Source organism: Pseudomonas sp. Irchel 3H3, from assembly GCF_900187635.1.
GTDB lineage: Bacteria > Pseudomonadota > Gammaproteobacteria > Pseudomonadales > Pseudomonadaceae > Aquipseudomonas.
The window spans coordinates 57,182-79,341 of sequence record NZ_FYEC01000003.1 but is presented as its reverse complement, the minus strand read 5'-3'; the positions used below and the strand labels follow the sequence as shown (position 1 = coordinate 79,341).

Genomic DNA, 22,160 nt, shown 5'->3' with positions numbered 1-22,160 from the left:
ACGAGGACTCATGAGTTCTGCTCAGGAGTCCTTGCGCAATATCGGGGTTAATCGTCCCAACCTTCCTCCGTACGATCCAGCAACACCGCAACGACTCGCAATGGATAGAGCCTCATGATGACCAGTGACGCAAGCAAGACCTCTGCCCTCTCCGCACTGTTGATGCTCTGTTTGAGCGCTGGTGCGATGTTCAGCGTGACCACTCAAGCCGCCGAGGCATCGCAAACCGTGACGATCTCACCCGCCAGCTCAGAATCACTGTCGACCCGACAGCAAGCGATTCCCCTGATTGCCGCGTTTATGGCGACTAGCGACATGCCTAGCCTCAACGCAGCCCTCAACCAAGGACTCGATGCGGGCCTGAGCGTCAGCGAAGCTCGGGAAATTCTCGTACAGCTCTACGCCTACGTCGGTTTCCCACGCAGCCTTAATGCCTTGAACGAATTGATGACGGTGGTGCAGGCACGCAAACAACGCGGCATTGCAGATGCGCCGGGACGCGAACCAAGCCGGGCGATTCCGGTCGGGGCTGAGTTGTTGGCGGCGGGTACGGCGAATCAAACCAAGATCTCCGGCGCCCCGGTCAAAGGCCCGGTGTTCGAATTCGCGCCAGTGATCAACCAGTTCCTGCAAACCCACCTGTTCGGCGACATCTTCGAGCGCGACAACCTCGACTGGCAAAGCCGCGAACTGGCGACTGTAGGAGCGCTGGCGGCAACACCGGGAGTGGAATCGCAACTCCGCTCGCACATGCTGGCGAGCCTTCGTGTCGGACTCAGCGAGGCGCAGTTGCGTCAAGTGACCGATTTATTGAAAAAGCACGGTGATGCCCAGACCGCCGAGCGTGCGGGTACAGCGCTGGCTCAAGCCCTCGCAGCTTTGAGGAAATGAAATGACCGCTAAAAAATTGTTGGGTATCACACTCATTAGCCTTTTGGCAGCTTGCGCAAACCAACCCGATAGTTCCGGCCCACTGATAATTGAAAAACAAGGCAGCTTCGCCGCTGGCGGAACGATGACGACTGCACCAGGTACGTTCAACCCGCGCAAACCAATGACGCCCGACGGCCAGACCTATCACGGTGACCACGCCTACGCTTTCTACCAAATCCCGGTCGATGCGCGAAAACTGCCCATCGTCATGTGGCACGGCGCAGGTCAGTTCTCCAAAACCTGGGAAACCACCGCCGATGGCCGCGAGGGTTTTCAGAACATTTTTCTGCGGCGCCACTACGGCGTTTATCTGATCGATCAGCCACGGCGTGGTGATGCCGGGCGCAGCATGGTCGAGACCACAATCAAGCCGACGCCGGACGAACAGCTGTGGTTCAACCAGTTCCGCATTGGCCTGTGGCCCAACTACTTCAACGGCGTGCAAGTGGCACAGGATGCCCAGACCCGCGAGCAGTTTTTCCGGGCAATGACGCCGAACACCGGGCCGTTCGACATGGGCGTCGTCTCTGATGGCGTCTCGGCGCTGTTCGACAAAATCGGCCCGGGGATTTTGTTCACCCATTCGCAAGGTGGCGGGCCGGGCTGGTTGACGGCGATCAAGAACGACAAGGTCAAAGCCATTGTGGCGTTCGAGCCTGGAAGCAGCTTCGTGTTTGCTGAAGGTGAAGTACCGGAGCCGATTCCCAGCGCATTTGACACGGTGCAAGGCGCTGCTGTGCCGGTGGAACAATTCATGGCACTGACGCGCATTCCGATTCTGATCCTTTACGGCGACAACATCCCCGAGCAGGCCGTTGATCTGCCTGCTCAGGACAGTTGGCGCGCTCGCCTGAAGATGGCCCGGCTATGGCGCGACGCGGTCAATCGGCACGGTGGCGATGTACGACTGATCCACTTGCCCGAGTTAGGCATCAAAGGCAATACCCACTTCCCAATGTCGGATCTGAACAACGTGCAGATCGCTGATCTGGTGTCGCAATTCCTCAAAGAAAAACAGCTGGACTGATCCGCCGCTCCTTTCGACTGCCTCCCTTTTGATTGCTAAGGAGTTTCATGTGAAAAACACTCTCAAAGCCACGCTCATGTCGGCATTGGTCGGTCTATCTGCCGGTGAAGCCTTGGCCGCCGACTACAAAAAGAACCCGTTCACGCTGGCCTATGACGGCGCGATCACCAAGAACGAACCGGGCAAGGTCAATATCCACCCAGTCAGCTATAAGCTCAATGGTCTGGACATCGCTGCCAACGTTTACACCCCGGCCAATTACGATGCGAAGAATACCTACCCGACCGTGGTCGTCGCGCACCCCAATGGCGGTGTGAAAGAGCAAGTCGCCGGTCTGTACGCCCAGCGTCTGGCCGAACAGGGCTACATCACCATAACCGCCGACGCGGCGTACCAGGGCGCCAGCGGTGGTCAACCGCGTAGCATTGATAAACCCTCGTATCGCATTGAAGACATCCACGGCATGGCCGATTTCATCAGCCAGTTTGCCGGCGTTGATGACAACCGCCTGGGTCTGCTCGGTATTTGTGGTGGGGGTGGTTACTCATTAGCTGCGGCGCAAACCGACAAACGCTTCAAATCGCTGGCGACAGTGAGCATGTTCAACTCGGGCCTAGTGCGTCGCAACGGCTATAACGACTCGCAAAAGGACAGTATTCAACAACGTTTGCAGCAGGCGTCGTCGGCACGTGCGCAGGAAGCAGCCGGTGGTGCGGTACTGTATTCCGGTGATGCCAACCTTACTGATGAACAGATTGCCAAGCTGCCCTTCGAGCTGTATCGCCAAGGCTACGGATACTACTGGAAGACCCACGCACACCCGAACTCGACCTTCAAATACACCACCAGCAGCCTGCTGGATCTGATGCGTTTCGATGCCACCGACCACATCGAACTTATCAACCAACCGTTGCTGATGATTGCCGGCAGCAAGGCCGACAGCCTGTACATGACCCAGGATGCGTTCCCCAAAGCCACCGGCACCAAGGACAAGGAAATGTTCATCCTAGAAGGCGCCACGCATATTGAAACCTATTGGGTGCCACGCTATGTCGACGCTGCAATTGGGAAACTGACGGCGTTTTACGCTCGCACCCTGTAATGAGTTCTCTGAGGGTCGCGCATCCGTGCGCAACCTGCTTTCATGGAATGATCACGCGTCCCTCATGAGAGGCTCTCATCAATGTCCCGCGCTAATCTCAATGATCTGCAAGCCTTCGTGGCCATCACCCGCGAGGGCAGTTTCACCCGTGCCGCTGCCCAGTTGGGCGTCTCGCAGTCGGCGTTAAGTCACACCATGCGTGCACTGGAAAGCCGGCTCGGGGTACGCCTTTTGACGCGCACCACCCGCAGCGTTTCAACAACCGAGGCAGGTCAGCGGCTTTATCAATCGATGGCGCCGCGCTTTGACGAGATCGAATTGGAACTGGCCGCCGTCAGCGAGTTTCGCGTCACTCCTGCCGGCAATGTTCGCATCCAGGCGTCCGAGCATGCAGCGAACAATATTCTCTGGCCAAAGCTGTTGAAAGTGTTGCCTGACTACCCGGACATCAAGGTCGAAATCACCGTCGATTACGCGCTATCCGACATCGTCGCACAGCGGTATGACGCGGGTGTGCGCCTGGGCGAACAGGTAGCCAAGGATATGATTGCCGTACCGATTGGGCCATCGTTGCGAATCGCAGTGGTGGGCTCGCATGAATATTTTAAAGGGCGGCAAATCCCCAAGGAGCCAGCGGATCTGGCCGCGCACAACTGCATTAATCTGCGTCTCCCGACTCATGGGAGTCTCATGCACTGGGATTTCGAAAAGGACGGGCACGAACTCAAGGCGCGCGTAGAAGGGCAGTGGACATTCAACAGCAGCGTGCCAATTTTGCGTGCTGCTGTGGCGGGATGTGGTTTGGCGTTTCTGCCAGAAGACATGGTAGCCAACGAACTAGCGGGGGGCAGTCTCGTGCGGGTTCTGGAAGATTGGTGCCAGCCGTTCGCGGGCTACCATCTTTACTATCCGAATCGACGTGAGCATTCATCCGCATTTGGCGTTGTGGTTGACGCATTAGTTTATAAACAATGAGCCATGGACAGGGATTGCCTAATTATGGTGGTGCCCCTAAAGCGCAAGCGGAGCGCGCCGGCCCACGACGGGCCAAAGGCTTGAGGATGAACGCCCGGAGGGCCGAAACCTGGCGTAGTCAGGGTTTGGTTCACGCCAGCCGCACCCCGAAGGGGGCAAGCCCAAAGCAGAAGCAATGTGAATCACCCTCGAACTACTAGGCAGGTAGGTCGCCATCGCTCTCGCGAAGTAGGCTCTGCATCTTTACCGAGCAGCGCCTTCGAGAAAATGTTCCTGACTAGCAAGTGTGCCTGCTGCGCCTGGTTGGGCGATGCGTCGAGTCTTGATGAGCCAGAGCTACACTACTAAGAGGGATCAGTTGTGGACGGTCAAGGCTAGGTAGCTGACCGGCATAAGCGGACGCTACTTTACAAAGTCAGGTTATCTCGACGGACTGATAGCGGCCAAAGCGCTCATCCGCGATCCATGAAAGTGGGCATTAAAGAGGGAATCACTAGCAGGCTTTTCGGCGATTGCACCAGAAGGCTACTAATCCCGTAATGTTAGGTGTCGCCACGGGCCGATTTTTGTGGCGTCCGGGGAGAGAAACCTGGCTTCCGCCAGGTGAGATGAAGCATTAAGGTTGCACAAAGCGCGAAGGGGAATCCCACCCACAGCGACACTTTGTAGGCCAGCAATACTCCGGCTGCGCCACCAACGAAAGCGGCTAGAACGAAAAAACCGGCGTCTGCCATTTCCGTTCCCGGTCGAATAATAAATTTTAGTAAGCCATGCATCTGTAATTTCTCTACAAAAGGTGTGGTTGCATCGCCTTGATAGGACTAGGTCTCATCAATTGTCATTGATGCGAGTAATTTTCTCTCGGCGTCATTTGGAATGAACCCTGTCGTTTCCGCGAGCAAGACAGCCTGGCCGTTGCTGTTGTTCACGATCACCTCGGCTTGCGCTCGATTACCGGCATCGATCCCTATAATTTTCCACACGCAGGTCAACTCATCCCCAATATAAACCGGGCGCTTGAAACGCAAACTCATGGAGGAGGCCAACCACCCCAATTGCCCTCCGATCTCCGTAATCAATGTCGCAGTCAGCAAGCCATGAGCGACGATGCCATCAAAGCCTTTCGCTTCTGCGTACACAGCATCGGAGTGCACTGGGTTGTGATCGCGCGATAGCGCTTCAAACTGGACGATGTCCGCCTTCGAAAAAGTGCGGTTGATTTCAAAAGTGTCGCCTTCCTCGAGCCCTTCAATTGCCTTCTGGCGCAGTGCGTTCATTGGCATCTCCGATGATCTAAAAAGTATGGTTTGGCCCAGGGAATAAGCCCGACTCGACGTCTTCAGCAAAGACTTGAGCCGCGTCACTCATAACCTTCCTCATATCCGCGTACTGCTTGACGAATCGAGGTAACTGACCATCGCGGAGCCCCACCATGTCCTGCCAGACAAGTACCTGAGCATCGCAGCCGCTACCAGCACCAATTCCGACCGTAGGAATGGTGACTGTCTCTGTGATCTTCGTTGCTACGTCGCCTGGCACCATCTCAATCAGCAGACCAAACGCACCTGCACGCTCGAAGGCGACGCCCAAGTCAATTAACCGTTGCGCGTCTTCGCCTTTGCCTTGGATACGGTATCCGCCAAGCTGGTGTTCTGCCTGCGGTGTAAAGCCGATATGAGCCATAACTGGAATACCTGCGGCCACCAGCTTCTCGACCTGGGGGAGCATCTCAATCCCACCTTCGAGCTTAACGGCGTGCGCGCCACCTTCTTTCATAAAGCGCACGGCTGTATGAAAGCATTGCTCAGGCGATCCCTGGTAGGAGCCAAAAGGCAAATCGGCAATGACCAACGCCCGTTCGGTAGCACTCGAAACCGCCCTGACAAGAGGAAGCATCTCGTCAACTGTTACTGCCAACGTCGAGTTATGTCCAAACACGTTGTTGGCTGCGGAGTCGCCTACGAGCAGCACTGGAATCCCTGCCGCCTCAAACACCGACGCGGCGTACATGTCATAAGCAGTTAACATGGCCCATTTCTGACCCCGTACCTTCATATCCCGTAAATGTGGAATTCGTACCCTGCCGCGACGAGGGCTGTTATAGGGGGCGTTAATTTGATCAGACATATCGCTTCCTCAATTCAAATGGCCAGCCGCTCGGCAGCTAGAACCACAGCGATTACGATCATCGCGGCTCCCGATATCCGACTCACATTGATAGCCGCTGCTGGTCGTGAAGCAAGCACCGCACCAGCGCCGTAGCCGACCGCGAGATAGACAACGCCGCAACTGAAACCGTGGATCAGACCTAGCGCGACAATCTGAGCCCCTACTGGCCATGCGGCTGAAGCATCAGTGAACTGAGGTAGCAGCGCCAGGAACAACAACAGAACTTTGGGGTTGAGACCGCTGACGCACAGTCCTTTTATCGCCCAGGCCATCCAGGCACCTTCATCGCTGGATGCCCCTTGAGCAGGCAGCGAAGGCTTGAGCAACATGTTGAGGCCGAGCCATAAGAGATAGGCTGCCCCCGTCAGCGTTAACGTCAGCAATGCATAGGGAATTTTGACAAGCACTCCGCCCACACCTGCGGCGACGACCAGCGTGGCCACAAGATGGCCGGAAAGCATGCCGACTACGGCGGGTAGGACGCGGCCTCGCAGACCCGCCGAGATTGCGTAGGCCCAGTCAACCCCAGGCGTGATAACAAACAGAAATGATACGGCCCAGAAAGCCATCATTAGAGAGACGGTCACGATCAACACCTTCCTTTTTCATCAATCCAGTGCGCTGCTTCACGCCCTGAAAAACTGTGATAGAAGGATAAAGAAAGCCAAGTGATATTATCTTTCGAAGATTCCCGCCAGGGCGGACTGAATTAGAAGGTTTTTTTGAATGGATCGTGTTGATAAGAAGATTCTTGCGGAGCTGCAGCAGGATGGTCGCCAGTCGCTGACGGAATTGGCCGACCGCGTAGGTCTCAGCTTGTCTCCATGCCATCGACGTGTTCGGGCGATGGAGGATGCAGGAGTTATTAAAGGGTATAGGGCTCAACTATCTGCGACTGAGATAGGGCTCAATTTCTCGTCCCTGGTATTCGTGACGCTTCGAGAGGGACACCAAAAGGCGGTAGCGGATTTTGAAGATGCTTTACCGCGTGTTCCCTACATCGTCCAAGCGCAAAGACTGTTTGGCGATCCTGATTACCTGCTGATGGTGGTGACAGCAGATCTTCCTGCATTTCAGAAACTGTACGATGAGGAACTGTCGAGGTTACCGAACGTACAGCGTCTGACATCGACATTAGTGATGAAGCATGTCATCACAGATCGTCCGTTGCCGTTGGAATGAAGTTCAAGCATTACGGATGACGTAGGGAACCGTCAGGATTTTGTCGAATCGCCCAAAGCTGAGATACGGATGCTCTGGGCCCGCACTTAGAAGGCCTGATCTGAACGCATCTGGCCCACGGCTAAAGACTCAAGTCAGAGGTCAAATGCTGGAAGACAGGCGTGCCGCACCCACTAAGCCATCCATCCAGTCCTGATGACCGTTGATCATGGGATTGGGTTTGGCCTTGGCCAGATCCTCCGCTGGTTTACCCTTCTGTGTTTCCTGAGTCAGGATGCGCACTCGTCCACCAGAGAGGTCTTCAATCAGCCAGGCATGGTGAACATCCAGCCGAGCATTACCCTCACCCGACCATCCATGCCACGCAATTCGTCCTGGGGAGGTTGGGGTTGGCGGCACGTACTCATTGCATAAAGCCTCGACCGGAAAGCCGAACGTTTCGAAATAGAAAGATACTCCGTCTTCCAGATCCGGCCCGATGTGCTCATGAAATTCGACGTTTGCCGAGTTGGTATAGTACGAGGGCCATCTCTGCGCCTGGCTGAGCAGCGGCCAGACCTGTGCGGCACTCAAACCCGCGACGATGACTTCGTTAGAGACAAAGTTTTCGGTAAACCCTGGCAGGTAGCCTTGGGGCCAAATGATCTCGTTCATGGTTATGCAGCGCTCAGTGGATGAATTGAGGCCATGATGGGTGTACGCTAAAAATAAGACCAATCGCTATATTTTATTCTGCGCATCATGAATCCTGATATCAGAACTCTCGATCTCAACCTACTCAAAGCACTGGATGCGTTGCTTGACGAACGTAGTGTTACGCGAGCTGCAAATCGACTATCGCTCACCCAGCCTGCTGTGAGCGGCATGCTCAACAGACTCCGAGAAAGCTTCGATGATCCGTTGTTCGTGCGGGCCCAGCGCGGCATTGTCCCGACAGTGCGCGCAGAGCAGCTTGCAGCTCCAGTTAAGAAATTGCTGGCAGATATCGAAGGTATGCTTCAGCCACAAAGCTTTGAGCCGTTGACGGCGAGCATGACGATACGGATTGCTTCGACTGACTATGCATTGCGTGCAGTGGTTGTTCCGTTTCTCAGTGCATTAAGGGTACAAGCGCCAAACATCCGCGTTAGTGTCCAGCCCGTTGACCATCAAGAACTTCAAAATCAGCTGGATCGAGGTGAGATCGATCTCGCATTGGTTACCCCCGAAGCGGTAACACCAGGATTGCATGTGATGGCACTCTTTGATGAAAGCTATGTATGCGTGCTGCGCGCTGATCACCCAGATGCGCTGAATGGCAGGCTTTCACTGGATCGATTCTGCGCATTGGATCATGCCTTGGTTTCCCCGGCAGGGGGCGGTTTTCACGGAGTGACGGATGATGCTCTGGAAAAACTTGGAAGATCACGTCGAGTGACAGTGTCGGTGACCAGCTTTCTGGTACTTCCTGAGATTCTCATGTACAGCGACATGATCGCCGTCGTCCCGCGTCGATTGGTGGAACACAACATAGGGCTCAGCTCATTAAAGCCGCCAATGGAAATCCCAGGCTTCACAAAAATCCTGGCTTGGCATGAGCGAACTCAGCGTGACCCAGGTCATCGCTGGGTGCGTTCGCTAATTGTTGAAACTCTTAGGACACTCAACTGAAGCGAACGTGGTGGACGAAGGCAGCCCAACTGGGAACGGTCACAGCGCCGTTGCGGGTATAAAATCCAAAGCTCCCAGGTGCTTCGAGATGCTGATGGCTTTTGGCCTCGATGCCAGCTAAATTTGGAGTTTTAAACGATCAAGGATGGATATGAAAAAGCTCATCGCAGTCATGGGTGTGTGTGTCGCACTTGGCGGTTGCGCTACCTCGCACTACACCGCAGGCCGAGACTTTCCGTCGGCTAGTGTAGCGAGCATCACCAAAGGCAAAACCACGACTGCTGAGTTGAAGTCGCTATTTGGTGAGCCCTACGCTAAGAGCGCAGTCAGCGAGACCGACGAGAAGTGGATCTACACCTACACCAATGGCTCAGCCCATGCCCAGAGCTACGTGGTCACCATGAAGGTGACGACTACGGGCACTCAGAAAACGCTCGACGTTTTGATCCGAAATGACGTGGTCATCAACTACACGTTCAGCGAAGGCCCCGCTCCAGGCACTACCACTGCGACGAACTAAGTTCGCCACCTTGCCATTGGGCGACCCACTGCGCTCAGCACGTTGTTGATGGAGCAAGCTCATGGACAGAACCTATGCCTTCGTGGATGAGTCCGGGAATTCCGACCTTGATACGTCTAAGGGCGGGAGCTCGGGCTTTTTCATCGTGTGCTCCATCCTTGTAGCAGAGAAAGACCTGGATGCTGTCTATGCTCAAGCTGAAGCAGTTCGGAAACGTCATTTTCAAACCGGCGAGATCAAATCTAGCAAGCTGAAGCTCAAGGATTCAGATCGCCGTGCCCGGATCTTGAACGAGCTGGCCGAGCTTCCATTCAAGCTCTATTTCACCGTCGTTGATAAGTCACGAATCCACAAGGATGGTGGCCTTCGTATCAAAACCTCCTTCATTAAGTACGTGAACGGACTGCTTTATGAGCGCCTGTTCAGCGCCTACCCTGATCTCCGGATGGTTGTAGATGAGCATGGTGGGCAGGAATTTCAGGAGAGTCTCAGAAGCTACGTTGTAGAACGGTTCGTTGACGACCTGTTTGGCGATGAGGATGCTTTCTTGACGATGTCCAGTAAGGACAATGTCCTTGTTCAGGTTGCAGATTTTTTTGCCGGCTCAGTGGCTCAGATCTACGAAGAAAAAGCATCGGAAGAAGCAGTTCTCGCCTACAAGAAGATCCTGCGCAGTCTGACTCTCGGAATGCTCGAGTGGCCATCCAAGTACCAGTCTCTCCTGCCTCCGCCGACGAATGAATCGGGATATGCAGACTACCAAGTACACCAGGAAGCTCTCCGCCAAGCAGACCGTTTTAGCGAGCGGGTTGGTGAGCACCCTGATGAAGATGAGCGCCTGCAGCTAAGCATCTTGCGTTTCTTGAGATTTCAGAGCGAATTCGTCACCAAGGACTACGTGTTGACTACGGAAATCATGGCCCACCTAAAAGACAGCGGGCTCGGCGAGGTCAGCGGCCAGAGAATTCGCTCAAGTGGCGTTGCCAAGCTTCGCGATGCAGGGGTGATCATCTCTAGCGCGGTCAAGGGTTACAAAATTCCCCAAACACGAGCGGACATTAATGACTTCCTTGAGCGAGCGTCAGGCATCGTCGTCCCTCTACTGGAGCGCGTTAAGAAGGCACGCGAGATTTATCGGCTGAGTAGTCGGGGGGAATACGACATCGTCACTGCAGGCAACCTGACTGAGCTGGCCAAGCTGCTCACTGCCCTTGAAGCATTTGCGGATGATTAAGACATGCCACCATCGCTGATCTGTTCACCTTCAAAGGAGGCACCACATGTTGAGCGAGCTCTCAAAGCTGTCATCCAACCTCTGTTCCTTGGTGGATGCTGATCCCGCACTTGCAGTGCAACACGCACGTGAAATTGATCTAGATAGGCCTGATCGCGTTAATTGGATGTCCTTGCGTGCGGCCACACTGGTTAATGCCGGCGCTTCGCTTGGGCGCCGGGATGCAATCGATGAAGGAGTCGAGCTATACCGCGAGCTTCACGACCTGTATCCAACAGTAGATATCACCTACAACTTGGCAAATGGGCTCGTGGAAGCAGCAAATTGTGGCAGCGCTGATTCGGAGTGGGTAGATCATCAGGAGCAGACCCGCGCATACAGAGCCGAAGCTCGAAGGCACTACAGGAGGGTGGTACAGGATGTAAATGCCGATTTGGAGTTACGCACCCAGGCTTGGACTAACATCGCTAATCTGTTCGCAAAAACCTACCGGCTTTCTGAGGCTCATGACGCACGCCTTTCCGCATTGAAGGTTGATCCAACGAACGGCGTCGCCGCCTTTTGCGCGGCATTGGATCTAATGTGGCTTTTTAAACGTGGAGGCTGCTCAGAGCTAACCCACATGGAAGCCGTGATGCTAGCCAGGCAGGCGCTTCGAAATAAGGAGCGAATCCTCCAATACGCCGGGGCGAACGTAGTGGCCAAGGTTGAAGCGCTCGCCAGTGAGCTAAGCGATCCGCCATCTCGGTCTGAGCACACCGATCCATTCATCAGATGGGTGGAGGAGGAGCGTCTCACCCTTGCTCCAGCTGTCGAACTCGTCTATCCATCTTTGGGTAAGCTCGATTGGCTCACGCTCCCAGGTATTCTCGAGCGTGAGCCAGAAAAGGGAGTTAGCCCACCGCCACTGTTTGCTATGTTCAATATGTTGAAGAGCGATTTTTTGCTCGCCCGAGAATTAGCATGGCGTGCAAGAGACGAAAGCGTTTGGCCTAAGACAGGACAGTTTGCAGACACTATTGACTATGCTCTATACGGCCCTGACACCTCGGCACTTATACTGGCGCACCGGACAGCCCTTGACCTGCTCGACAAGGTAGCCGTAACAGCGAACTCCTATTTCGAGCTTGGGTTAGCTCCAAAAAAAGTGAGCTTCGGGAGGCTGTGGCGGGATCCCGAAGACAAGAAAACAGGTACTCGGCTTGTAGAGAAAGTTGAGGTGCTGATTCGGGCAGGCGTATACGCAATGTACGGATTGGCCGAGCTGGCAGAAGACTATAACGGCGTAGACGGAATTCTCCGCTCACAGAAAAATCTGCGAAATTCGGGTACACATCGATTCCTGGTGCTCCATGACCTTGGTGATCCCGCACTAGCGAGGCAGGCTCCGGAAATTGAGCATCTCAACCACTCAGATTTTGTCGACGAGGCTCTGGATGCCCTGCGAGTCGCGAGGTCTGCAATCCAGATGCTTGCACTGGCAATTTCTCAGCATGAGGAAGTCCTGAGAAAGCAAGCTGATGGCCTTATTGGCACACTGATCGTTCCTGATCACAATTGGATTCGTGGTGAAGATGAGGAACCCTGATCCCTTGCTATGGAGCAGTTGGAGCATTCAGTCAGCGTCGTATTCTTTATTGATATCTAGGTGAGCAGTGAACTCTACTCAGCAAAAAAAACGCCATCACTTCGTTCCCAAAGCGTATCTCAAAGCGTTCGCGAATCAGGGTGGCCAAGTTCTCGTTTACCGTAAAGACAACCCTGGACGGGCGCTCCCTGCCAGGCCAGATACAACGCAGTTTGAGCGCTATTACTATTCGCAACCGCTACCCGAAGGCGGTCATGACAATAACGCCCTCGAGGACATCTTCTGTGAGGTAGAGTCCGCATGGCCAGTTCTCGTTGAAAGGCTGGCTCGGAAAGAGTCCATAAATGATGACATTGAGCCCTTCATCCAATTTGTTGCGCTTCAGCGAGCTCGTGTGCCTGCGGCGCGAGATGCGTTTGAGGCCGCATTTGCGGCAACCGTTAAGGACACGATGAAAGCGCTGGTGAGGAATGGAAAGCTCTCACCGCCACCCCTAGGTTTTGAAGACATCCTCGACAAGGTCGAGGTATCCATCGACCCTCATCAAAGCATTCATGCGATGCCTGGCCTTATCAAGAAGATCGGGGAGCTTTTCGATACGGTTGGCCTGGCCATTATCCATAACACGTCAGACGTGCCGTTTCTCACAAGTGACAATCCAGTTGCTTGGTACGACCCATCAATCCCAATCGAAAGCCAGAATCCCTATGCCATTTCCCCTGATGGGCCGATAGCGATCCAGTTTCCCATCAGTCCCCACATGATGTTGTTTGGGGCTAAAGAATACCGAGAGCGCTACTGCGCGGAGGGGCTTATGCATGGTGAAATACCAGACGTTGAATGGGTACATTCTGTAAACACCCAAACCTGTCGCTTCGGCTATGGAGTTGTCATTGCCCAAAAGCCAGGACAGGAGGAAATGATTCAAGAGCATAGTGCGCTGTCGCCAGTGTTCGACCACTCCTCACTGGAATTCGGCGCCCAGACAGTCTCAATAGGTAGGTTCGTCTTCGGGTCACGAGTAGCCAAGCCAAAGTGGATACCTCACGAAGATGAATCAGCCTGAAATCGCGATCTATCCGTATAGTAAAAAAAACCAAATGCGACCTCTGATAAGGCAAGAACATTGGCATATTCACCACCCCACTCTGCAGAGGCATTGAACTCAGCGGACGCTATACGGCACCGTATACTAGGAACCTTTGAAGAGCGCTACGGACATGACCTTCTCTCATTCGAGGATGCACTAGCGATTGACGAGGATTTTTTTAGAATCGCTTTCAAGCCATACAAATGGACTTTGCTTCATCGATTCGCTCAGAACTGTTTATGGGAAGAGTGGAATTACCTTCGCAGGAAGGCTGACGAAGAGTTTCTGCTGGAGTCCTCGAGACTGCTACAGCACTTTAAAATCCCTTTCTCAGATGAGGAATACTCCGACATCTCAAAGCAAAAGGACTACCTCTTTGAGTTATTGCAGGAACCCTTGAAAAGAATTACGCATGAAGTATTTTGCATACTATTTAACGACAAAAAATTGATGCGTTGTTTTGGGGAGCGGATTTCTGATGCTATTGCTGATATAAATCCTTCTCAATATCCCCTATATGTGCATGCGCAGGGCAGGCTTAAGCGCTCCAGCTCTTGGCCAGCATGGCTTAGAGATGCCTTGTTTTATAGAGAGAATGGCCGATGCGCGGAGTGCTCAAATAGCCTTACAGGTGTCTTTGATACTTCCCTTAAGCCTCAAATCGACCATATTGTACCTATCAGTAAAGGTGGAACCACCGATCCTACGAACCTCCAGACCTTATGCGAGTCCTGCAACAAGAAAAAGGGCAATAGCAGCAGTCAAGTTGGAGGCTTTATTTATATCCCTTGGGAATGTGAGTTATACTGAATCTATTTAGAGATGGCTAATTCAGCCATATCATATGAGTTACTGGCGCACGTACTAGGTTGTGACCCTGCTCTCATAAGATAGATGTGGACGAAAACTCCACCATGACTTAAAGGGCTGAGCGGAGTTCCACAGCCGGGCCCGAAGCGCAAGCTGAGCGCGCCGACTCAGGACGAACCGAAGCTTGAGGATGGACGCCCGGAGGGCCAGGTTCAATGCAGAAGCAATGTGAACCGCGATCAAACTACGAGGTAGGAAATCAGCCGAATGCCTCGCGAAGTAGGCTCTGCATCATCACCGAAGCAGGGCCCTGAAGAAAATGCTCCTGACTGCTGATATCGAACCGCACAGGGTTGATGTGAACAACAGTCGCCCCGTGGCCTAAAGCACGTAGTGGTAGCTCAGCTGCAGGGTAAACAAACCCGGACGTACCAATCGAAAGGAAAACATCGCAACCCTCTGCAGCTGCGAGACCTACGCTCCATGCGTCCTCAGGCAGCATCTCCCCGAACCAAACAACGCCAGGTCGAACATACCCGTTGCAGACACAGCATCGCGGCGGCTCAATCCGACGTCCATCCTCCGGCAGCACGTCAGACGTGAGAGGCAATGTGAACGCCAGCCCACAATCGATGCACCGAGGAGAGTGCAGGCTGCCATGCAAATGAATCACATCCTGACTGCCGGCCCGCTCATGAAGATCATCAACGTTCTGGGTGATCACAGTCAGCTTGGGCACATGCTTGGAAAGCTCAGCGATGGCACGATGTGCCCCGTTTGGCTGCGCCTGGATGACCCTGTTCCTACGCCACTCGTACCATCCCCAACACAGGCTCGGGTCTGCACGAAAGGCTTCAGGAGTCGCAAGTTGTGCAGGATCAAAGCGCTCCCAGAGCCCCGTCAGCGCATCTCTGAACGTCGGGATGCCGCTCTCTGCTGAAGCACCCGCCCCAGTGAAGACAACGACATGCTGAATCTTACGCAATCGCTCAGCGAGGGAACTGGTGATCATAAGCATTCCTTAGGGCAGGATCTCATTTGGGTGCCGGTGTTATGGTCGCTGGATTCTCATCCATTGGTCAAAAGCTAAGGGATCCTGGTTGTCGGCAGTCCGATTGCGTATGCCAACGACATGTTTGCTGAGTGGTGCCCCATCCTCTCGCTCATTTGGCGCATCAAGTCCGCGTAATGGAATTCTCAAGGTAGCTAGTGTTCCTGCCGCGCTGGTCTGGTCGAAGCGTCGATACCTGATGAGCCAGAGCTTCACTGCGGAGATAGGACAGCTACAGACGGTCGCAGCGAGCTAGCAGGTTTGACGCACTAGCTGGAGTAATGCTCCCGAGCGGAAGCATTACGATGAGGTAAGCGGTCAGATAGCTCGCATCCAATCAAGGGTGCTTCGGAAAACGGGATATTCTTGATCTATCGTCTCCGGCTGCCAGCTTCGAATATTATCTTCCTGGGCGATAATGGCGGCTTCCCCCTTTTCCACAATATTCAAGGCATCCTCAATACATCCCATTGGCCAGACCCAAGTTGAAAATCTTGCTTTCATAGCCTCATGAGCGGCGTTTGCGAGCGGTTGACCTTCAGTATGCCTTGCGAAGGCAGCCCAACAGTCCGCTGCGGTTCCGTTCTGGGATTTCTGAGGCATTCCATTCCCTCCAAGCTGGAAACCTTCGGTTCGGCTGACTACTTGAAGTGCAGATTTGACGTTATCCATCTCTTCGCATTCCTTCGGGAGCCAGGGGCCCCTAGCGTGGGTGAATGCAAAATCTAAGTCAGCGATCACGCCACATTTGATGCCCATTGCCGTCAGTACAGAAAAGCCTTTAGGGATAGCGGTGCAGCTCCCGAGGGCAACGAAACATATCCGTTCGAGCTCTGGGCTGACGCCATAGAGCTTTTCGTATATGAGGGGTAGCAGTCTCTGATCGGTTTTGCCTTCGCACAAAATTACCTTTTCAGCGAAATAGATCTCCGCAATATTTCCGAGCTCAAAAAGCGTTCGAGATTGGGCTTGAGCCTCTGCTATAGCTTGAGTAACCGCCGTACCCATCGGAATCCGAACCTCGGATCCATTCTCCCTTGATCGGCGCACGATCACCGTTTCAGGCGCGTTATCTCTGCTCACCATCAATGGCGAATGGGTAGTGAATACGACTTGGTAGCCAGATTTCGAAAGCACATGGAGTGCTTCCCTAAGGCCTCTGACACCTTGTGGGTGAAGAAAAATCTCGGGCTCGTCGATCAGGAGGAGGCGGCGAGAGAGGTCTTGATCGCGGGTTTTGCGGATGTCGGCCAAAAGTCGGATCAAGGCCATTTGTATTGCACGCTGTGCACCGCTGCCTAAGGTGTCGAATCGTCTAGTTTGACCAGATATCTCATCGGTCACATTCAAATCACCGCTCTTGAAAAATTCCTTCACATCGATTGAGGGTACGTCGAGATTTAACAGTAGGCCGGGGAAGAAGCTTGAGAGGGCATTGGTGGCACTGGTATCGAACTCAGCCAGTAGAGGAGATCGGTTTTCTCCGTCAGAGCCTAGAATATTCCTCACCGCTGTCAGGGCATCCTGAACCTCCTGGTGAGCCGTGAGGATGGGAGCCATGATCTCATCCAGTAGTCCTCGGATTGTGCTTCCAGCCTTCCCTTTACCTAAATCTTCCTGGACGTCGTCCATGGCATGGATATGCAACGCTTCAGGCAACAGTGCAGAAATGGCTTGAGGTAGGCCAGTCGGGTATGAGCGCCAGGAAGCAGGTAGTCCCTGATCATTTAGATCCGCATTTTCCCAAACTTCCGTGGTCGGTTTTGTCGAGCCTGACGCAGAAATCCTTATCCAAAGGTCACCGTTGATGCAGTAGGGGGTAATCGCGGCTCGATGCTTGGCTTCAGGGATTTGCGCAATCAGCTCCTCTGTAATCCCCGACACGCAGGCGCTGATAATAATTGGTTCGTTGGGGTCATTAGCATCTGTTTTCGCAAATGCCTTTGGTGCTAGCACCAACCTGATCGCGTCGAGGATGGTGGATTTGCCCGCGTTGTTTTGACCAACCAGTGGGGTGAAATCCCCCAGAGGCAAAAACACTTGCTTGCACGAGCGGAAGTTTTTGATGTGTATCTTGCTCAAGGAATGCATGGCGGGATTTCCCTGTCTACGGTGGGCATGGGCCCTCAGCGTAGGTGGAAAGTGGCGATGCGCCACTTTCTTCCACCAGCATCATTGTTCTGGTCGACGTGCACAGCCTGTTTTGAAATGGCTGAAGACGTCAGAGGGTGTTCTGAATGGCCAGCGCGTTGGAGCTGGCCATCATCTGATTAGCTTAGAAGTCGCGCTCAATATCATCCAAGAAGTTGGCGTGTAGTTCGTAGGGGCCTCCCCAGTGATCATCATGGATGACCATCCTGCAACACCATCCGTATTGCCGGAGTTGCGCTGCTCACCTGCATCTAATTTTTTTCCATTCACCCGCCACGTCAGCGACGTCTCGCCCTGGTGTGGCCACTGACATAGTGCGACCTGACGTTCACTGGCCCATTTCGTGTGTAGCGAATATGTCTGCGCCGGGTGTGGCCACTCACATATTCCTCGAGCCAGGCGGGGAAGAAGGACAGGGCCTGGGTATGATGCCTGTAGAGGTCTGGGTCAACTTGCGAAAGGTATTGCTCGAAGTCGTCGATGTTCCTATAGGCCTTAGCGAGCTTGCTGTTCCGGTAGAGAAATACCCTCCAGAACCAGCCGGGAGCCGTGCCGGTTGCCTTAAGGTTAGCCAGGAAGGGCGCCTCATCCAGCGATGCCTTAAACCCCTCCGTCCAAATCAGGAGCAGCAGCAAGGCTACCCCGATGATGGTCATGAAGGTCTTGTCGTAGAGGAACGAATAGATGGCTGCCGGCGAAGCCCAGTCCCACATAATCCAGCCGAACAGGAAGGCGGGGAGGAAGAAGAGGGGCATCAGGAACAGTCCGATTGCCAGGCCAACCCAGGCGCCAATGATCTCTGGCAGCTTTGACCAAACGTTCGGCATGTGTGTCCTCCCCGGAACCTGGCTGATCAGGTGTATCTCGATGGTAGCTCAGCGGCTGATGCGCAGGAAATGGACGTAACTAATGAGCAGCAGGTGGTGACTCAACGGAGCGATCAGTGATTAGCGTTTGTGGGCAAAACTGCAAGCGGAGCGCGCCGGCCCAATCTGGGCCAGAGGCGAGCAGATGGAAGCCCGCAGGGCCGGAACCTGGCGAAGCCGGGGTGCGGTTCACGACAGCTGTCCCCGTAGGGGCGAGCCATTAGCCGCTTCACTGATCGATGATGCAAGCTTGAGCATCAGTTTCTCAGAGTCAAATAAGCCCTGAAACTTCTGCCATGCTTGGCTTGCAGCGGGGTATCGGTTCGAATTTTTCGGATTTTTTTGCGGATTTGATTTGTCTCGTCCAACGTCGACGTGGCGGGAAGCGGTGGCGGTTAAGAGGACTACTCTGAGCGAAGTTGAGTTGGGGCTTCAGGCAGCTCCTGCAGGAGCTTCATAAGCCTACGGAACGCCGCATTGCCTGGGTCGCACTGATCACCTGCATGCTGAAGTCATCCCTATCGCAGAACGTATGGACGGAGTTGAAGGTGGCCAGCATCCGCAGCCAGCCACCCCCAGTTCAGTTACATGTCAGGATGGATGTCGTCGAAGAAATTGACGTCCAGCTCGAACTCCAGGGTGCCGAACCGGGCCAGCAGGTCAGCCCGCAGAGCTCCCTCGGCATACGGCTCAACGTCTACCCAATAGCTGTAGATCATCCCGTCATCCGAGGTGTTCGGGTTTACGTCCGCGTCTGCCAGAAGCTCGGCATCGTCCAAGGATATCCGAAGCTCACTCGCCAGCGCTTGCGCCATGCTACTGCGGGGACGGTTTTCCTCGGCTTCAGCGGACTGCTGCTGTGCCATGTAGTCCCATTCATCCCTGCGATCACGGTCTGCGTCCGTTTCGCTACTGGTGATGGAAACACCGTCCTCACCGAGCGACCAGTTGCCGTCGCGGCGAATCAGATCAACATCCGCCTTGAGGAAGAAAGCCCTGCCGTAGTACACCCGGTCAGGATCCTGCTGGCCTTCGTAGGTGATGGACATACCCAGCTTGAGCACCCCAGTAGCAACTTCATACGCGGCAGACTCCACCTCGTATTCACCGATAGCAAACTCACTGGCGTTGGTCTCGGCCATCGCGCCGGACAGCATGTGCTCAAGCTCCTGATCCAGTTCGGAGAACACGTCGTCCTCGTGGATCGCGTCCTTGAAGTCACGCACGCCAAAGGCGGCGAGCATCAAGCGAGGATCCGATGGGTTCCGCTGGGCGACGACAACGAGCTCGTGGTACTTCTCGAACCCTGCCTGACGCGCAAGCGCTTCTTGGGCAGCAGAAAGCTTCATGTCGTGTTCACGAGCATGCTGCTTCGCTTGCGATTTGATGATGCTGATAGGGGAAAAATCGGACATAGCAAAGTCTCCAAAACCATTCGACGCTTTGGTTACCGATTGCCTGTTCACCGGGCAGCGCCTGGTTAGGGACATGCCGATGTAAAACGAAAGGGTGTATCTACGATGGGCTATTGCTTCGCGAAACAGGCGCCAGGCGACCATCACCGCCTAACCTGATCATAGGTCAGGCAAATCGGCTTCGCAAGAGCCTGCGGGAAGGGCACCGCCAGGTTGGTTTCGCGGGAGGTGTCTTGGAGGGTTGCTCGGGTATCCGTACCGCCTGAGAAGAGACAATTCCTCATGACAGTCTATGTACCCGTGCTTCAACGCACGAGACTTTCATAACGTATTGGACGAGGGCCGTCGTTGTCATAGGCCATCACCCTAGTTTTCTCTGCTCCGTAAACATGTAGGCATATTCGCAATTCTGGAATTGATCTCACCGATGAGTGCGGCAGTCGTCCTGGATGGCCGCACTGCTGGCTTTGCAGATTGAGATGACGCAAAATGGCCACTAATTAGCCACGTTCGCATAGTGCATAGCTTTCCCGGCTGTGGGCTGTTCGAAACGAGCACGCCTGGCGTACGTGGAATGGCTTGCGCGGTGATGCTCACGTCTGCGGTTCCTCTGTCGACGATTTGTGCGAATGAACGGGTGTATTTGGTAAATGAAATGGATGTCAGCGTTACTGCTTTGCTTCATGTCGACCTTTTGTTTGTCCTCTGCTAACGGCGCGAATCTGGTCTCAATTTTCGACCAAGAGCATGAAGTTTTCCAGTGGCCACTTCCTCACGAGGGCGATGTCACCCTTCATCAATCAGGTGAGTACCAGATTGTGGCGGTGTACATCCCAAACGGTACCTCGACTCTCTCCGTTCATAAAATCGAGAAAAAGGGAACCGCAGAATCCCTTTACGCCCCGTTGGTGAAGAAGAACACCTTGGTGATCGCAAGTGGCGGTTTCTTTGGTTTCAAGTTAAACGGGAAAGAGCAGCCACTGGGCCTGGTTCGCTCCAATGGTAAGCGCTTGGTTAACCTGATTCCGTGGGATCACGGCGGTGTGCTGGTTTCTGACCAGAACGGACACGCGAAAGTCATACCAGCGTCAAACAGAAACCAAGCTGGTGCCTGGTCAGACGCCCTTCAGTCCAAACCCATCATCATCAACAGCGGCAAAGTCGACGTCGCCAAAAATCTGCGCGACGCAGAATTCAATCGAGTGGCGATTGGCTTCACCCGCGAGGGAGATATCCTTCTCGTGGGGACATTTCAAACCTTCGGGCAAGCTGCCACGTTGGTCGATTTTGCAGAGGTCTACAAAAGGATCGCTGAGGATCGTGGCCTGCATATTCACCGAGCGTTGGCTATGGACGGTGGGGCGGGTGCTCAAATCACTCTTCCAACGCTCAAACGCAGATTCGGCGATACCGGACGCTCATATTTCCCCAACTCGATGAGGATTGACTCGAAGCTGGGTGGGATCAACTAGCATGCAGTGGATAAAAAAGGCTTGGTCAGGCCTATCGAAGACTGCGAAGTGGCTTGTGTTGGGCGTTTCAACCGCTACGGCAGCTATAACGGCGGCTGTGCCCGTAATCGAACAAACGTCGAGCCTATGGAAGAAGGCTGAGGCCCGAGTAGAGATCATCGCTCCGGAGTCCGTACATGTGGGGGACGAATTCCCCGTCGACGTGCGTGTAGATTCTGTAGGTTCGGCAAAATCTATACCTGCTGGCACTGTTGAAATTCGTACCGATCAGAAGCACATCAAATTTACCCCATCACCGACGTTGGGTGTTCCTGCGATTGACGGCTCGACCCTGGTGCCTTTGACCACCAAGGTGAAGGCTCTCAAGGTGTCGGATGAGCCGGTGAGTCTCGTTGCTTACTATAGGTCTGGAGATGTCGAGGCGACTTCGGCGATTCGGAAGATCATGATCATCCCAGCGCTGGTGATGAATTATCCCCACTTCAATAAAAGCGACACGAACCGCGTGGATTTGTCCGGTGAGTGGAACATTGACTTTGGCGGTCAATCAGGAACGATGAACATCCGACAGGCAACCAACAGTAAGATATCCGGAACGTTCCGTTTGCCTGGGTACAAATGGAGTGCTGGTAGTGTTGAGGGCTACAAGGATGGTTCGACTTTCCGGGTCGTGTTTGTCCTCCCCAAATCCAAGCCTGAGCAGACGTTGCGGGTCGCTGGTGACTTCAGGCCAAATCCGCAAAATGCCTACATTGAGATTGTCGGCTGCGCTTACCATCTCAAGAAGTCGGGGAAGAGACACGCCAGCGTTGGTGGAGAAGGAGTGGATTGCACCAAACAAGTCTTCTTTGACCAGTGGGAAGTGGTGCAGGTGGCGCATTTCAACGCCAGCGCAAAATTTGTACCTGAGTGAGTGATCGCGAGC

At 54.1% G+C, this 22,160-nt stretch carries 21 protein-coding genes and 1 pseudogene; 14 read left to right on the top strand and 8 right to left on the bottom strand.

All coding sequences use genetic code 11. The annotated features are described in order from the left end of the window. Window positions 1-114: 114 nt before the first annotated feature. The 5 genes and pseudogenes from CKW24_RS04980 to CKW24_RS04960 form a co-directional block, all read left to right on the top strand. Window positions 115-891, top strand: coding sequence for a carboxymuconolactone decarboxylase family protein (locus CKW24_RS04980; RefSeq protein ID WP_095165768.1), 777 nt, complete (start codon window positions 115-117; stop codon window positions 889-891). 124 nt (window positions 892-1,015) lie between these two features. Then, complete coding sequence (locus tag CKW24_RS04975; RefSeq protein WP_095165766.1) at window positions 1,016-1,960, top strand: alpha/beta fold hydrolase; 945 nt, start codon at window positions 1,016-1,018, stop codon at window positions 1,958-1,960. A 49-nt stretch (window positions 1,961-2,009) separates the two neighbouring features. Continuing rightward, window positions 2,010-3,062: an alpha/beta hydrolase gene (locus tag CKW24_RS04970; protein WP_095165764.1), complete on the top strand. Its 1,053-nt coding sequence runs from the start codon at window positions 2,010-2,012 to the stop codon at window positions 3,060-3,062. An 81-nt stretch (window positions 3,063-3,143) separates the two neighbouring features. Continuing rightward, entirely contained in the window at window positions 3,144-4,037 is an 894-nt protein-coding gene (locus CKW24_RS04965) for a LysR family transcriptional regulator (protein ID WP_095165762.1), read from the top strand. Between the two features lie 280 nt (window positions 4,038-4,317). Continuing rightward, window positions 4,318-4,419 (top strand): annotated as a pseudogene (locus CKW24_RS04960) (DUF4113 domain-containing protein); the annotation flags it as partial. 439 nt (window positions 4,420-4,858) lie between these two features. Here the strand turns inward: CKW24_RS04960 and CKW24_RS04955 are convergent. Genes CKW24_RS04955 through CKW24_RS04945 form a run of 3 tightly spaced genes read right to left on the bottom strand, consistent with a single transcriptional unit; the run spans window position 4,859 to window position 6,799 of the window. Continuing rightward, on the bottom strand, window positions 4,859-5,314 hold the full coding sequence (locus CKW24_RS04955) for a MaoC family dehydratase (RefSeq protein ID WP_095165760.1): 456 nt from the start codon (window positions 5,312-5,314) through the stop codon (window positions 4,859-4,861). 16 nt (window positions 5,315-5,330) lie between these two features. Further along, on the bottom strand, window positions 5,331-6,164 hold the full coding sequence (gene panB, locus CKW24_RS04950) for a 3-methyl-2-oxobutanoate hydroxymethyltransferase (RefSeq protein WP_095165758.1): 834 nt from the start codon (window positions 6,162-6,164) through the stop codon (window positions 5,331-5,333). A gap of 14 nt (window positions 6,165-6,178) precedes the next feature. Continuing rightward, window positions 6,179-6,799, bottom strand: coding sequence for a LysE family transporter (locus CKW24_RS04945; protein WP_095165756.1), 621 nt, complete (start codon window positions 6,797-6,799; stop codon window positions 6,179-6,181). A gap of 133 nt (window positions 6,800-6,932) precedes the next feature. On the opposite strand from CKW24_RS04945, the gene CKW24_RS04940 reads away from it, so the two are divergent. Then, window positions 6,933-7,388, top strand: a complete 456-nt coding sequence (locus CKW24_RS04940; protein WP_095165754.1) for an Lrp/AsnC family transcriptional regulator — start codon at window positions 6,933-6,935, stop codon at window positions 7,386-7,388. A 141-nt stretch (window positions 7,389-7,529) separates the two neighbouring features. On the opposite strand, the gene CKW24_RS04935 is transcribed toward CKW24_RS04940, so the two are convergent. After that, on the bottom strand, window positions 7,530-8,042 hold the full coding sequence (locus tag CKW24_RS04935; protein WP_095165752.1) for a polyketide cyclase: 513 nt from the start codon (window positions 8,040-8,042) through the stop codon (window positions 7,530-7,532). Between the two features lie 87 nt (window positions 8,043-8,129). Here CKW24_RS04935 and CKW24_RS04930 point away from each other — a divergent pair, with 87 nt between their 5' ends. The 6 genes from CKW24_RS04930 to CKW24_RS04905 all read left to right on the top strand — a co-directional run bounded on the left by CKW24_RS04930 (window position 8,130) and on the right by CKW24_RS04905 (window position 14,280). Then, the gene (locus CKW24_RS04930; protein ID WP_095165750.1) at window positions 8,130-9,038 is read left to right on the top strand and encodes a LysR family transcriptional regulator; all 909 of its coding nucleotides are present in this window, start codon (window positions 8,130-8,132) and stop codon (window positions 9,036-9,038) included. 151 nt (window positions 9,039-9,189) lie between these two features. Next, entirely contained in the window at window positions 9,190-9,558 is a 369-nt protein-coding gene (locus CKW24_RS04925) for a hypothetical protein (RefSeq protein ID WP_095165748.1), read from the top strand. 61 nt (window positions 9,559-9,619) lie between these two features. Beyond that, window positions 9,620-10,792 (top strand): DUF3800 domain-containing protein, encoded by a 1,173-nt coding sequence (locus CKW24_RS04920; RefSeq protein ID WP_095165747.1) that lies wholly within the window; start codon window positions 9,620-9,622, stop codon window positions 10,790-10,792. Window positions 10,793-10,838: 46 nt separating this feature from the next. Further along, window positions 10,839-12,380: an LA2681 family HEPN domain-containing protein gene (locus CKW24_RS04915; RefSeq protein ID WP_095165746.1), complete on the top strand. Its 1,542-nt coding sequence runs from the start codon at window positions 10,839-10,841 to the stop codon at window positions 12,378-12,380. A 67-nt stretch (window positions 12,381-12,447) separates the two neighbouring features. Next, window positions 12,448-13,446 carry a DUF4238 domain-containing protein gene (locus CKW24_RS04910; protein WP_095165744.1) on the top strand — a complete coding sequence of 333 codons (999 nt, stop codon included), beginning with the start codon at window positions 12,448-12,450 and terminating at the stop codon, window positions 13,444-13,446. 60 nt (window positions 13,447-13,506) lie between these two features. Then, a complete protein-coding gene (locus CKW24_RS04905) occupies window positions 13,507-14,280 on the top strand; it encodes an HNH endonuclease (RefSeq protein ID WP_095165743.1) in 774 nt (257 codons plus the stop codon). A 259-nt stretch (window positions 14,281-14,539) separates the two neighbouring features. On the opposite strand, the gene CKW24_RS04900 is transcribed toward CKW24_RS04905, so the two are convergent. From CKW24_RS04900 to CKW24_RS04885, 4 genes are all read right to left on the bottom strand, one after another. Next, window positions 14,540-15,292, bottom strand: coding sequence for an NAD-dependent deacylase (locus CKW24_RS04900; RefSeq protein ID WP_095165741.1), 753 nt, complete (start codon window positions 15,290-15,292; stop codon window positions 14,540-14,542). 357 nt (window positions 15,293-15,649) lie between these two features. Then, window positions 15,650-17,422 carry an AAA family ATPase gene (locus CKW24_RS04895; protein ID WP_095165739.1) on the bottom strand — a complete coding sequence of 591 codons (1,773 nt, stop codon included), beginning with the start codon at window positions 17,420-17,422 and terminating at the stop codon, window positions 15,650-15,652. A 338-nt stretch (window positions 17,423-17,760) separates the two neighbouring features. Further along, window positions 17,761-18,309, bottom strand: a complete 549-nt coding sequence (locus tag CKW24_RS04890; RefSeq protein WP_095165738.1) for a hypothetical protein — start codon at window positions 18,307-18,309, stop codon at window positions 17,761-17,763. Between the two features lie 623 nt (window positions 18,310-18,932). Next, window positions 18,933-19,763, bottom strand: a complete 831-nt coding sequence (locus tag CKW24_RS04885; protein ID WP_095165736.1) for a hypothetical protein — start codon at window positions 19,761-19,763, stop codon at window positions 18,933-18,935. A 650-nt stretch (window positions 19,764-20,413) separates the two neighbouring features. On the opposite strand from CKW24_RS04885, the gene CKW24_RS04880 reads away from it, so the two are divergent. Together CKW24_RS04880 and CKW24_RS04875 are read left to right on the top strand one after the other, a co-directional pair. Next, a complete protein-coding gene (locus CKW24_RS04880; RefSeq protein ID WP_095165734.1) occupies window positions 20,414-21,235 on the top strand; it encodes a phosphodiester glycosidase family protein in 822 nt (273 codons plus the stop codon). 1 nt (window position 21,236) lies between these two features. After that, on the top strand, window positions 21,237-22,148 hold the full coding sequence (locus tag CKW24_RS04875; RefSeq protein ID WP_095165732.1) for a hypothetical protein: 912 nt from the start codon (window positions 21,237-21,239) through the stop codon (window positions 22,146-22,148). Window positions 22,149-22,160: the final 12 nt, after the last annotated feature.